Genomic DNA, 12,451 nt, shown 5'->3' with positions numbered 1-12,451 from the left:
GTCACTCCTCCGGAGATTGGGTGGAACGAGCGTGGGCCAATGCCGGCCGGATCAGCCGTCGGGTTTCATGCCTGACCTGCTGGCGGGACTGTGTGGCATTCGTCGAGTCCGGGTTGGGCACCGCGTCCCCCGGCGGATATCCGGAAAATCTGACCCTCACCAGCCAGAAGAGCAGAAGTGCCAGCGGCGCGAACGCCGCGACGAACAGAATCGGAGATCCGCGAACAGCCATCGGCAACACGTCCTGCTGGCCGAGGAAGAACGAACCGGTGGCGATGAAGAATGCGAAGCACATCCGCCACAGATGGCGCGACAGGCGTTGGGTGGCGGACTGCGTGCGGCGCCTGACGTAGCGCAGATCCCCGAGCCCGGCGAGGAGGCAGATGCCGCCCAGCAGGATGAGCGCGCCCGGCGCGGGCGGCCCGGTGAATTGCCCGGGCGGCGCGAGTGCCCGCTGCACGCCATCGGCGATGATCAGCGCGCCAAGGACCAACACGATCGCACACGCGATCTTCTCGAACGTGCCTGTGCGGTCGCTGCGACGGCGCGCGGCCAGCCAGCCGGTCGCGACGAAGTAACAGGCCATGACCCCGCCGACTGACGACTGGGGCGGCGACGCGAATGGCGCGATGATCGACGCGGTGACGCCGAGCACGAGCATCGATGCGGCGAACGCACCGCCGGCCGCCACGTGTACGCGGCCACCCTTGCGCGCGGCAGCAGCGACCGTGCCGGCCGCCAGCGCGACCATGCCGCCGGCAATGTGGATCCAGATGAAGCCATTCATGCGGAAGCCCCTCCGTCTTGATCGGGGTCGTCCGTCGGCGCATCCGCGTCGAACGCGAGCAGGTCGCCGGGCTGGCACTCGAGCACGGCGCAGATCGCCTCGAGCGTGGAGAAGCGGATCGCCTTCGCCTTGCCGGTCTTCAGGATCGACAGGTTGGCAATGGTGATGTCGATGCGCGCGGCGAGCTCGGTGAGCGTCATGCGACGCGCGTGCAGCAGCTCGTCGAGGCGGACGAGGATTGCCATCACACGGTTCCTTCGAGGTCGGCGCGCATGCGGGCGCCCTGGGCGAACACGCCCGACAGCACGAACAGCAGCAGCACCGCAAACCATGAGGCGATCGAGAAGCCGTCCACGCGATCGGGTTCCCACACCGCCGCGGCGATGGCCGCGACGATCAATCGCAGCACCTCGAGCGCCAGCACGCTCCACGCGATCATGTCCAGACGCCGGGCGTTCTCGAGGATGAACGGGTCGCCGCCGCGCACCGTGTCGACGATCGCCAGCAGCCGCCGCAGGATCGTGTGCACGATCGCAGCGCCGGCGATGCCGATGACGACGATGGCGCGGAGCCCAAGAGGCACCATTGGATACTTCGACGCGATGTCGAAGCCGAGCGCCCGTTCCGGCCAGCCCGGCATGAGAAAGCTCCAGCCCAGCAGCACGGCGAGGCAGACGGCATAGAGGATGTTGAGGACAGTCAGACCCTGGATGACCGGACGGGCCACGGAGAGGGCGCGGGCGGAGGTGCTGTTCATGCGAATGCCTCACTGATTTGCCGTAAAACGATACTAATATTATCGTTTTACGATAAAAATAGGCCAGAAGGCACCCTATCCTGGCCGTCGGAGGTCCCGCGCCGAAGGTCGCGGCGCTGCGAGCGGGGGAGGCGCGGAAGCTGCGGATGGCGCGGAAGCCGGGCTTCAACCTGACCTGCGCGGTACCCGGTGATCAGCCGGGAGGGCGTCGGATCGGTTCTGGAAAAGAGCTCAGCCAGAGTGCGCTTCCGACTGGAGGGGAGTGAGCCCAAGCGTTTTGCTGCACTGCAGCTTTCCCCTTCGACCAATGCCGCGTCGTCGATCGTCGTGGCCCACTTGGGCCATCCAGGTCCTGGGAGCCAACGATGTCGACAAGCGCACGCCGTTCCTGGCACCGCACGATCCAGTCGATGCGCGTGCTGTTCCTGCTGATGGCGATGGCGTTGCAGGCGCCCGCATTGGCGCAGTCCGAAGTCACCGGATTCGGCAGCAACCCCGGCGCGCTCAGGATGTTCAAGTACGTACCGGCAGGGCTGCCGGCGAACTCGCCGCTGGTCGTGGCCCTGCACGGCTGCGCGCAGAGCGCGTCCAGCTACGACGCGGAGACCGGCTGGCAGATGCTGGCCGATCGCTGGCAGTTCGCGCTGGTCCTGCCGCAGCAGCAAAGCGCCAACAATTCCAGCGGTTGTTTCAACTGGTTCGAATCGGGCGACACGGCGCGCGGGCAGGGCGAGACCCTGTCGATCAAGCAGATGGTCGACCGCATGATCGCCGACCACGCCATCGCGCCGTCGCGGGTTTACGTGACGGGCCTATCGGCGGGCGGCGCGATGACGGCGGCGATGCTGGCGGCCTACCCGGACGTGTTCGCCGGAGGAGCGATCCTGTCTGGCCTGCCGTATCGCTGCGCGACGACGCAGAGCGCAGCCTTCAGCTGCATGAATCCGGGGACGAACCTCGCGCCCGCCCAGTGGGGCGACAGGGTGCGCGCCGCATATCCGTCATGGACCGGGCCATGGCCGCTGGTGTCGATCTGGCACGGCGACGCCGACTACACCGTCCGCCCCATGAATCTGACCGAGAGCATGGAGCAGTGGACCGATGTCCATGGCATCGACCAGGTCGCAGACGTGTCCGATACCGTCGCAGGCTATCCGCACAGGCTCTACAAGAACGCTGCAGGACAACCGTTGGTGGAGACCTACACGATCAGCGGCATGGGCCACGGAACGCCGGTGGACCCGGGCACCGGTGAAACCCAGTGCGGCGTGGCCGGCGCTTATATCCTCGACGCGAACATCTGCTCGAGCTATTACATCGGGCGGTTCTGGGGCCTGGACAACCTCGATGGCGTTGCGCCGAGCGTGTCGCTGACGGCTCCCTCCGAGGGCGCCACGGTCAGCGGCGATGTCGCGGTCAGCGCGACGGCGAGCGACGACATTGGTATGGACCATGTCGAGTTTCTGCTAGACGGCAACCTGCTCGGCAGCGACGCCGCTGCGCCGTATGCCATGACCTGGAATTCATCCAATGCCAGCGACGGGCCGCACGTGCTGCAGGCGAAGGCGCTCGACCTGGCCGGTAATGTCGGCACGTCGGCGCAGGTGAACGTCGTCGTGAGCGGTGGATCGGGCGGCGCAACGCCGGTCACGGTCGTCTTCGACAACGAGGATGGCAACGACGGCTATGTGAAGGCGGGCAGCGGAGGCAGCGCGCCGGCCGTCGGCACCCTGGAATCGGTCTATGGCCTGGCGATCGGCCGTGGCGCCGACGGGAAGTTCAACCGCGCGCTGCTCTCGTTCGACACTTCGGCGATCCCCGACGGCGCCACCGTCACGTCCGCCAGGCTGGATGTGGCCTATGGCAGTGCATACGGCGATCCGTGGTCGAATCCGGCTGGCAACACGCTTGTGGTCGACGTGCATAGGGGCTGCATGGGTGGATGCGCCGCCGAAGCCGCCGACTGGGCCTATGCCGCGGTCGCCACAGGAGTCGCGCAATTGCTGCCGTTCTCCGGCGGCAGCCAGACGAGCAACGTGTTCTCGGCTCCTGGACTTGCCGCGGTCAACAAGGGCGGACGTACCCAGCTGCGCCTGCGCTTCACCGCCGACCAGAACGCGACCAGCCATCTGTGGATCGGACATGGCACGAGTGCCAAGCTGACGGTGACCTACACGCCCTGATCTGCAGTTGCGAACACCTTGGCACGTGTTGGACGGAGAAAACCGATCCCTCGTGGAATGGGATCTTCGAAGCTCGAAAGGAGACGAGTAGCTTGGTATCTTGAGCGCCTACGACCGGAGAAGCGTCATGGACCGGCACCCGACATCGGCATTGCCCGCCCTTGGCCTGGCTTGCGACCCCGCCGGCGCGGCCACGGAAACCGGCGCCGCGGGCGACGCGCTCCTGGAATGCCGGGATATCGACATCCACGCGCCGCAGCGCGACCACGGGCCGGTCGCGTTCCGCAATCTTGTCTCCACGCCAGCGAAATGACCACGACGGCCGGCGACACGACGTTCGACGCCATCGTCATCGGCTCCGGCATTTCCGGCGGTTGGGCGGCGAAGGAGCTGTGCGAGAAGGGCCTGAAGACGCTGGTGCTGGAGCGCGGCCGCAATGTCGAACACATCAAGGACTATCCCACCGCGACCCTGGCCCCCTGGGAACTGCCGCACCGCGGCGCACTGACGCGCAAGCTGGTGGACGAGAACCCGGTGTTGGCCAAGATCGCAGCAGAGGACGTAGTGCACTTCTTCGTCAAGGACGGCGAACACCCCTACGTGCAGGAGAAGCCGTTCGACTGGATCCGCGGCTACCAGGTCGGCGGCAAGTCGATCATGTGGGGGCGTGCCTGCCAGCGCTGGAGCCCGTACGAATTCACCGCGCCCGAACGCCAGGGCTACGGCATCGCCTGGCCGATCGGCTACGAGGACGTGGCGCCCTGGTATTCGCACGTGGAGAAGTTCATCGGCGTGTGCGGCACCCGCGACGGGATCGATTCGATGCCCGACGGCGAATTCCTGCCGCCGTTCGAGTTCAACTGCGTCGAGGAGGACTACGGCCGCAAGATCCGCGCCCACTACGGCAACCGCTATGTCGTGCACGGCCGCTGGGCGCACCTCACCAAACCGGAGCCGATCCACCTGGAGCAGGGACGCAGCGCCTGCCTGTCGCGCAACCTGTGCTGGCGCGGTTGCCCGTTCGGCGCCTACTTCAGCTCCAATTCGTCCACGCTGCCGTGGGCGGCGAAGACCGGAAATCTCACGCTCCGCCCGGATGCGGTGGTGCATTCGATCCTGTACGACGACGCCAGGGGCAGGGCGACCGGCGTGCGGGTAATCGACGCGCATACCCATGCGGTCACCGAGTACCGCGCGCGCATCGTGTTCGTGAATGCATCCGCGTTGAATTCAGTGCTGATCCTGCTGAACTCGGTCTCGTCGCGATTCCCGCACGGGCTGGGCAACGACAACGGACTGCTCGGCAAGTACGTCGCCTTCCACAATTATCGCGCCGGGGGTGGCGGCACGGTGGAGGGTTACGAGGACAGTTACTACTTCGGCCGCCGGCCCTCGGAATGCATCATTCCCAACTTCCGCAACCTGGGGCAGCAGGACGCCGGTTTCGTCGGCGGCTATACCACCTTCACCGGCGCCTACCGCGACCGTGGTGCGGACTCGCCCGACCGCGTGGGTGGAACGTACAAGGACGCGCAGGCGCGCCCGGGGCCGTGGAAGATCTACGCCTATCTGCAGGGCGAGACGATCCCGAAGGAAACCAATCACGTGCGGTTGCACGAAACGCGCAAGGACCCATGGGGCATCCCGCAGCTGGTGACCTCGGTCGAGTACGACGAGAACGACGAGCGGATGATCAGCGACTGGCGCGCCCAGGCCACCGAAATGCTGGACGTCGCCGGCTGTCGCGACATTCAGACCAGCGACAACCGCGAGTGGTTTCCCGGCCGCGACATCCACGAGATGGGCGGTTGCCGCATGGGGCGCGACCCGGAGACCTCGCTGCTCAATCGCTGGAACCAGTTGCATGCGTGTCCCAACGTGTTCGTGACCGACGGCGCATGCATGACTTCCACCGGCAACCAGTCGCCTTCGCTGCTGTACATGGCGCTCACCGCGCGCGCGGTGGATCATGCGGTCGACGAACTCGGGAGGCAGAACCTGTGAGCGATCTGGAATCCCGCACGGGCGCGAGCGTTCCGGTGACCCGGCGCGAGGCGCTGAAGGCCGCAACAGCCCTGATGGGCGCGCTGGCCGTTCCTGGCCTGCTGGCCGGGTGCACGCCCGATGGACGCGATACGGCGTCGGCATCGCGCGCATCCGCGCAGGACGACCAGGCGTTGCTCGAAGACATCGCCGACACGCTGCTGCCAGACACCGCGGCCTCGCCGGGCGCGAAATCAGCGGGCGTGGGCGCGACGATGGCACTGCTGCTCGCCGATTGCAGGACGCCGGACGTGCAACAGCGCGTTACGGCCGGGCTGCGGGCGTTCCGGGCGACATGCCGCGCTGCCGGCGGCTCGTTCGAATCGCTGCCCCAGGCCGACCGCGAGCGCCTGCTGCGCGAGACCGACGCCGCGGCCCGGCCGGCGGGAGACGGGCACTGGTACTCGACCGTGCGCGAACTCGCGCTCACCAGCTACTTCACCTCGGAGGTCGGAATGACCCGGGCGACGCGCTACGTGCCGATTCCGGGGCGCTACCAGGGATGCGTGCCGCTCGAACCCGGGCAGCCGGCCTGGGGATGATGGCGATACGCGAAGGAGCGAGCCTTCGCAATCCGTGTCCGAAGGACGAGATCATCGACGGCTTCAGGCAGCCTGCAGTGTCCGCTTCTCGCGCAGGATTTCGATCAGCGCTGCCGCCTCCAGGTCGGCCAGGCCAGCCGCCTCTGCACGATCGAACCAGCCGGCCACGAAAGCAGGAAACTCCGGGTTGACTCCGGCAGCACGCGTGCTTTGCAGGATCCGCCGCGTGGCCTCGATCGAGATGCGCAGCGGACTCTCGGTGATGGCGAAATCGCCCGATTGGATCACGCCGCCCTCGTGCTCGAAGAACGCGCCGAAGCTGGGCGAAATCTGGTTGACGATACGACCGAACGCGGCGACGTCCAGGCCTGCAGCCTCCGCCAACCGGGCGCCGTGCAGGAATCCTGCGAAGGCGCCATAGACGTAGGACAGCGTCGCCAGGTCCATCGTCGCGGCCGCATCGATCGCCTCGCCCAGGTACACCACGTTGCCTGCGAGCGCCCGCAGGACCGGTTCGACCTCGTGCCGTGCTGCTTCCTCGCCCGAAAGCAGCAGTGGCGTATCGGGCTGGCCCATCTGGCTGGGCGCGGCCTGGATGGCACCGTCCAGGTAGCGCGCGCCGTGCGACGTCGCGAATGCGAGCGCCGCCTGCGCCTCCTCGGGGCTGCCGGTGGTGAGCTGCACCAGCACGCGCCCGGCCAGCGCGTCGGCTGCGCCGGGCGCGCCCAGGATCGCATCGGCGGCGCGGTAGTCGTAGACGCACATCACCGCGATCGGGCTTGCGCGCAACGCCGCCTCGACCGTTGGCGCCACCGTCGCGCCAGCGCGCGCCAGTGCCTCTGCCTTGTCGGCGCTGCGGTTCCACACGGTCACCTCCAGGCCGGCGTCCAGCAGCAGCCGCGCGATGGTCGATCCCATGGCACCGAGTCCAATTACCGTCACTTCGTTCATCGTTTCGCCTCAAGCAGTCGGGTGGCTGCAAACATCATGCGATCCGCTTCCGCAATCGCAAGTACGTACGGTAAAGTCAGGTACATACCAGAACGTCAGTATTGGACATGCCCGCGAACAAACCCTATGGCTGCGGTATGGGCCCGGCCCTGGAAGTGGTCGGTGGCAAGTGGAAGGCGGTGATCCTTTGTGAACTGCTTTCGCAGTCGCGGCGTTTCGGCGAGCTCAAACGTCTGCTGTCAGGCATCAGCGAGAAGATGCTGATCCAGCAGTTGCGCGAGCTGGAATCCGACGGCCTGGTCGATCGTGTCGCGTTCCCGGAGGTGCCACCACGCGTGGAATACTCCGCCACCCCGCTGGGCATTTCGCTCGTCGAAGCGATGGCTCCGCTCGCGGACTGGGGCGAGCGCTACGAGGCGCAGCGCGCACAGGCAAGCGCAGATACCGCCGGCTCCTGACACCATCATCGACGTGCGCTGCCTGACGTCGTGGTGTTCCGTGTTCCCGGTGCCTTGAGCGCCCCGTTGCGACATGGGACGATCGCGCCGGTGACCAGCGAAGCCCCCACGGCGCATCACTTGCGCGACCTCGTCCGGCTGCGCCGCGTGCGCGACCGGATCGACCGCGACTACGCGCAGCCGCTGGACGTCGAGGCGCTCGCACGCGGCGTGCACATGTCGGCCGGGCATCTCAGCCGCCAGTTCAAGCTCGCATTCGGCGAATCGCCGTACAGTTATCTGATGACGCGGCGCATCGAGCGCGCGATGGCGCTGCTGCGCCGTGGCGACCTCGGCGTCACCGAGGTCTGCTTTGCCGTTGGTTGCTCGTCGCTGGGGACTTTCAGTACCCGCTTCACGGAATTGGTTGGCGTGCCGCCCAGTGTCTATCGGGTCCAGGCGGCGTCGGCGACGGCAGGCATGCCGGCGTGCGTGGCCAAGCAGGTGAGCAGACCGGTCAGGAATCGAGAAGCGCCGACGCCCGAGCCGGATCTAGCATGACGGCCCCTCCCGCAGCGAGCTCCACCGTCATGGACATCACCATCCACTCGACCTTCCTCCCCCACAGCGACCCGGATGCCTCCCTGGCCTTCTATCGCGACACCCTCGGCTTCGAGGTCCGCAACGATGTCGGCTACAAAGGGATGCGCTGGATCACGGTCGGTCCCATGGGCCAGCCCGGCACCTCCATCGTCCTGCACCCGCCGGCCGCAACGCCGGGCCTCACCGACGACGAGCGCCGCACTATCGCCGAGATGATGGCCAAAGGTACCTACGCGATGCTCATCCTGGCGACCGCCGACCTCGACGGCACCTTCGCCAGGCTGCAGGCCAGCGATGCCGAGGTCATCCAGGAGCCGACCGAGCAGCCCTACGGAGTCCGCGACTGCGCTTTTCGCGACCCCGCCGGCAACCACATCCGCATCAACGAACTGCGCTGAGCCGCCAGTGAGTAACGAGAGGGAACGGAGCATGACCAAGAGTGCCCAAAGTGCCAAGAACGCGACCAGGCAGGCGACGAAGCAGGCCACCAAGAGCTCCAGCGCGCCCCGCAAGAAGGCCGAGGGATTCACGGACGAGGAACGAGCTGCGATGAAGGAGCGCGCCCGGGAGCTGAAGACCGAGGCGCGCCGTGGCGCAGACAATGCGGCCGGGGAAAGCGCCGTGCTCGCGGCGATCGCCGCGATGCCGGAACCCGATCGCGCCATGGCCAGGCGGCTCCATGCACTCATCAAGGCCAGTGCGCCAGGGCTTTCGGCCAAGACCTGGTACGGCATGCCCGCCTACGCCAGGGACGGCAAGGTCGTCTGCTCCTTCCAGGGCGCGCACAAGTTCAAATCGAGGTATGCGACGTTCGGGTTCAGCGACGCGGCGAACCTCGACGAAGGCGCCCTATGGCCGACCTCCTTCGCGCTGAAGGAGTTGACATCGGCCGTCGAGGCAAAGATCGGTGCGCTCGTGAAGAAAGCGATGGGCTGAGGGCTGAGCGCATACTGCGCACCCCGAGGCGGGTCGTCGAAGCTCCCACTCCGGGCGGCGGTGGCGCGTCGGCGATGCAAGGCGCTGACGCACACTCAATAGGCCTGTGCAGTCGGCCTTACCACGATCTCGTTGACATCCACCTCGCGCGACTCGCCGATCGCGAACGCGATCGCGCGGGCGATGGCGTCGGCGGGGATTTCGTTCTTGCGGAAGACGTCGATCACTTCCTGCTTCACCTCCGGATCGGAGATGGTCTCGGCAAGCTCGGAGGCGGTCGCCCCGGGTGCAATGGTGGTGACGCGGATGTTCTCGCCGACTTCCTGGCGCAGGCCGTCGGAGAGCGCATGCACGGCGAACTTGGTGGCGCAGTACACCGCCGCGGTGGGAAACACCAGGCGGCCAGCCACCGAGGATACGTTGACGAACTGGCCGCGGCCCTGCGCCTGCATCACCGGCAGCGCGGCGGCGATGCCGTACAGCACGCCCTTGATGTTGACGTCGATCATGCGATCCCACTCGTCGACCTTCAGCGCGTCCAGACGCGAGAGTGGCATCAGGCCGGCGTTGTTGACCATCACGTCGAGGCGGCCGTAGGTGTCCAGCGCGAAGCGGACGAAGGCTTCCACCTGGTCGCGCCGGGTCACGTCGAGCGGTTGGAAGACGGCTTGGCCGCCCTGCTCGCGGATCTTCGCGACCAGTGCTTCGAGGCGGTCGGTGCGGCGTGCGCCGAGCACGAGCTTGGCGCCTTCGCCGGCCAGGCGCAGCGCGGTGGCTTCGCCGATACCGCTGCTGGCGCCGGTGATGGCGATGACTTTGCCCTGGATATCGTTCATAGGGATCTCCGTTGGATTTCGATAGGTGAGCGAGGCCTTGCCGCTGGTTGGCGGTCAGCCGAATGGAATGTCTTGTGCTCCTCGCCCCGAGAAGACGGAACAAGCGCGGAGCGTGCAGAGGCGCGACGGCTTCGGCGGTTTACCGGGTCGCGCCGAAGTGGCGCTCCTACAGAAAATCGAGGCGCGGTCGCACGCGATCGTCAGGCATTCACCGTCGCCATCCCCGCTTCGGGATAACGCGTGCCGGCGACATCGTGCTGCGAAAGCACTTCGTCGATACGTTCCTGCTCGACGTCGGTGAGCGCAATCCGCGCGGCGCCGGCGTTCTCATCGAGGCGCTCGATCCGGCGGGTGCCGGGGATCGGCACGATGTCGTCGCCGCGATTAAGCAGCCAGGCCAGGGCCAGCTCCGCCGGCGTGCAGCCGCGGTCCTGTGCAAGTTCGGTGACCGCTTCAACCAGCGCCAGGTTCTGGGCGAAGTTCGCGTCCTGGAAGCGCGGGTTCTGGCGCCGCCAGTCGTTCTCGGCGATATCGTCCGGCTTCCTGAAGGCGCCGGTGAGAAAGCCGCGCCCGAGCGGGCTGTACGGCACGAATCCGATGCCGAGTTCGCGGCAGACGGGCAGGGCATCGCCCTCGACATCGCGCGTCCACAGCGAGTATTCGCTCTGCAGCGCGGCGATCGGATGCACTTTCGCGGCGCGGCGAACGGTTTCGCCGGCAGCCTCCGACAAGCCGAGATGGCGCACCTTGCCGGCCTCGACCAGACGCGACATCGCTCCGACGGTCTCTTCGACCGGAACCTTCGGATCGACACGATGCTGGTAGTACAGATCGATATGCTCGACGCCCAGCCGCTTCAGGCTGGCGTCGCAGGCCGCGGCCACGTACGACGGGCTGCCGTCGATGCCGAGGAAAGCGCCGTCCTCGCCGCGCACGTTGCCGAACTTGGTCGCCAGCACCACCTCATCGCGGCGCGTGCGCAGCAACTTCGCCAGCAGTTTTTCGTTGGCGCCGCCGATGCCGTACATATCGGCGGTGTCGAGGAAGTTCACGCCGATGTCGAGCGCATGGTTCAGTACGGCGAGATTGGTCGCCTCTTCGCTGTCGCCGTAGAAGTCGGACATGCCCATGCAGCCCAGGCCGAGCGCAGAGACGACGAGGCCCTGGCGGCCGAGGGTGCGGCGGGGGAAATCGGTGGCAGTCATGGTGGTTTCCTGGAGGCAGCGGGGTAGGGACACGGTAGGCGCCGTGGTCCAGATGGCGTTAGTCCATTGCTCCCCGATGCTTGCACGATCCTCCAGGGAGACGACCGGCAGCGCGCACGCGCCTGGCCTCGGCGCATAATCCAGGCTCCCGTGGCGAAGGCGCTAACTCCATGATTGACAGGGATTCCCGCGTGGTGCCGGTGCACCCGGCGCTGGAGGCGCAGCGCGTCGAGCTGGCGGACCGGGTTGCCCGAAATGCGCCCGGCGATGGCGTGCATCCCAGCGTGATCGGGGCCCTGTCGCTGATCCGTGCCAGCGCGCCCTCGCAGCCGCTGCCTTCGGTCTATCACCCCAGCCTGTGCGTGGTGGTGCAGGGCCGCAAGCACGCCCTGCTGGGCGACGAGGTCTATGTCTACGACCCGCTGCATTATCTGGTGGTGTCCATGACCCTGCCGGTGACCGGTCAGATCATCGATGCCTCGCCGGAGCTGCCTTACCTGTGCCTGCGCATCGAAATCGATGCCGCCCAGGTGAACGAACTGCAGGCACAGATCGGATCGCCCGCATCGGGCGACGCCGGAAGGCAGCGCGCACTTTTCCTCGCCCGCACCGACGCACCGCTGCTCGACGCGGTGCTGCGGCTGGTGCGCCTGCTCGATACTCCTGAGGAAGCCGCGGTGCTGGCGCCGCTGGCGCTGCGCGAGATCCACTACCGCGTGTTGACCGGTGAACTGGGCCAGCGCCTGCGCGCGCTGTGCGCGATCGATGGTCCGTCGCAACGCGTGGCGCGCGCGATCGAACTGCTGAAGCAGCGTTACGCCGAGCCTCTGCGCATCGACGAGCTCGCAGCGGCTGCGCACATGAGTCCTTCGTCGCTGCATGCGCGTTTCAAGGCGGCGACCGCGATGTCGCCCTTGCAGTTCCAGAAGCAGCTGCGGCTGCAGGAAGCGCGAAGAATGATGCTGGTCGACGGCCTGGAAGCCGCCGCCGCCGGCCATCGCGTCGGCTACGAGAGCCCGTCCCAATTCAGCCGCGAATACCGCCGCCTGTTCGGCGCGCCGCCCCGGCGCGAGATCGAGGCGATGCGAATGGAAGGCGGATAGCTACGGCCCGCTGCGCCATGGTCCCGCCGAGGTCCAGCGGGCTGGCGCGACGCTGGGTGCGCATGGGC

General features: G+C 67.1%; 15 protein-coding genes. 9 read left to right on the top strand and 6 right to left on the bottom strand.

From position 1 onward, the window contains the following. Window position 1 precedes the first annotated feature (1 nt). From MC380_RS09045 to MC380_RS09035, 3 genes are read right to left on the bottom strand one after another with little or no spacing between them, the layout of a single operon-like run. On the bottom strand, window positions 2-751 hold the full coding sequence (locus MC380_RS09045) for a hypothetical protein (protein ID WP_242103609.1): 750 nt from the start codon (window positions 749-751) through the stop codon (window positions 2-4). Window positions 752-783: 32 nt separating this feature from the next. Then, window positions 784-1,032 (bottom strand): helix-turn-helix transcriptional regulator, encoded by a 249-nt coding sequence (locus tag MC380_RS09040; RefSeq protein WP_242103610.1) that lies wholly within the window; start codon window positions 1,030-1,032, stop codon window positions 784-786. Then, on the bottom strand, window positions 1,032-1,544 hold the full coding sequence (locus MC380_RS09035) for a DUF2975 domain-containing protein (RefSeq protein WP_242103611.1): 513 nt from the start codon (window positions 1,542-1,544) through the stop codon (window positions 1,032-1,034). The genes MC380_RS09040 and MC380_RS09035 overlap by 1 nt, the downstream gene beginning before the upstream one ends. Before the next feature lie 365 nt (window positions 1,545-1,909). Between MC380_RS09035 and MC380_RS09030 the strand changes: the two genes are divergently transcribed. From MC380_RS09030 to MC380_RS09015, 4 genes are all read left to right on the top strand, one after another. Next, window positions 1,910-3,727, top strand: a complete 1,818-nt coding sequence (locus MC380_RS09030) for a PHB depolymerase family esterase (protein ID WP_242103612.1) — start codon at window positions 1,910-1,912, stop codon at window positions 3,725-3,727. Between the two features lie 100 nt (window positions 3,728-3,827). Continuing rightward, the gene (locus tag MC380_RS09025; RefSeq protein WP_242103613.1) at window positions 3,828-4,040 is read left to right on the top strand and encodes a hypothetical protein; all 213 of its coding nucleotides are present in this window, start codon (window positions 3,828-3,830) and stop codon (window positions 4,038-4,040) included. Beyond that, complete coding sequence (locus MC380_RS09020; protein WP_242103614.1) at window positions 4,037-5,731, top strand: GMC family oxidoreductase; 1,695 nt, start codon at window positions 4,037-4,039, stop codon at window positions 5,729-5,731. Before MC380_RS09025 ends, MC380_RS09020 begins: the two co-directional genes overlap by 4 nt. Next, entirely contained in the window at window positions 5,728-6,312 is a 585-nt protein-coding gene (locus MC380_RS09015; protein ID WP_242164284.1) for a gluconate 2-dehydrogenase subunit 3 family protein, read from the top strand. The genes MC380_RS09020 and MC380_RS09015 overlap by 4 nt, the downstream gene beginning before the upstream one ends. 63 nt (window positions 6,313-6,375) lie before the next feature. Here MC380_RS09015 and MC380_RS09010 read toward each other — a convergent pair whose 3' ends face one another. Further along, window positions 6,376-7,263 carry an NAD(P)-binding domain-containing protein gene (locus MC380_RS09010; RefSeq protein ID WP_277929454.1) on the bottom strand — a complete coding sequence of 296 codons (888 nt, stop codon included), beginning with the start codon at window positions 7,261-7,263 and terminating at the stop codon, window positions 6,376-6,378. Between the two features lie 107 nt (window positions 7,264-7,370). Here MC380_RS09010 and MC380_RS09005 point away from each other — a divergent pair, with 107 nt between their 5' ends. From MC380_RS09005 to MC380_RS08990, 4 genes are all read left to right on the top strand, one after another. Continuing rightward, window positions 7,371-7,721 (top strand): helix-turn-helix domain-containing protein, encoded by a 351-nt coding sequence (locus MC380_RS09005; RefSeq protein ID WP_242103617.1) that lies wholly within the window; start codon window positions 7,371-7,373, stop codon window positions 7,719-7,721. Window positions 7,722-7,811: 90 nt separating this feature from the next. After that, window positions 7,812-8,261, top strand: coding sequence for a helix-turn-helix transcriptional regulator (locus tag MC380_RS09000; RefSeq protein WP_242164282.1), 450 nt, complete (start codon window positions 7,812-7,814; stop codon window positions 8,259-8,261). A gap of 29 nt (window positions 8,262-8,290) precedes the next feature. Continuing rightward, the gene (locus MC380_RS08995; RefSeq protein WP_242103619.1) at window positions 8,291-8,701 is read left to right on the top strand and encodes a VOC family protein; all 411 of its coding nucleotides are present in this window, start codon (window positions 8,291-8,293) and stop codon (window positions 8,699-8,701) included. A gap of 31 nt (window positions 8,702-8,732) precedes the next feature. Then, on the top strand, window positions 8,733-9,239 hold the full coding sequence (locus tag MC380_RS08990) for a DUF1801 domain-containing protein (protein ID WP_242164279.1): 507 nt from the start codon (window positions 8,733-8,735) through the stop codon (window positions 9,237-9,239). A 95-nt stretch (window positions 9,240-9,334) separates the two neighbouring features. Here the strand turns inward: MC380_RS08990 and MC380_RS08985 are convergent, their stop codons facing one another. Together MC380_RS08985 and MC380_RS08980 are read right to left on the bottom strand one after the other, a co-directional pair. Then, the gene (locus MC380_RS08985; protein WP_242103621.1) at window positions 9,335-10,075 is read right to left on the bottom strand and encodes an SDR family oxidoreductase; all 741 of its coding nucleotides are present in this window, start codon (window positions 10,073-10,075) and stop codon (window positions 9,335-9,337) included. Window positions 10,076-10,275: 200 nt separating this feature from the next. After that, window positions 10,276-11,280 carry an aldo/keto reductase gene (locus tag MC380_RS08980; protein ID WP_242164278.1) on the bottom strand — a complete coding sequence of 335 codons (1,005 nt, stop codon included), beginning with the start codon at window positions 11,278-11,280 and terminating at the stop codon, window positions 10,276-10,278. A gap of 170 nt (window positions 11,281-11,450) precedes the next feature. Here MC380_RS08980 and MC380_RS08975 point away from each other — a divergent pair, with 170 nt between their 5' ends. After that, the gene (locus MC380_RS08975) at window positions 11,451-12,383 is read left to right on the top strand and encodes an AraC family transcriptional regulator (RefSeq protein WP_242164276.1); all 933 of its coding nucleotides are present in this window, start codon (window positions 11,451-11,453) and stop codon (window positions 12,381-12,383) included. The last annotated feature ends 68 nt before the right edge of the window (window positions 12,384-12,451 follow it).

This window comes from Lysobacter sp. M15 (genome assembly GCF_022662515.1).
GTDB lineage: Bacteria > Pseudomonadota > Gammaproteobacteria > Xanthomonadales > Xanthomonadaceae > JAKPBU01.
This window is presented reverse-complemented; position numbering and strand designations above follow the sequence as displayed.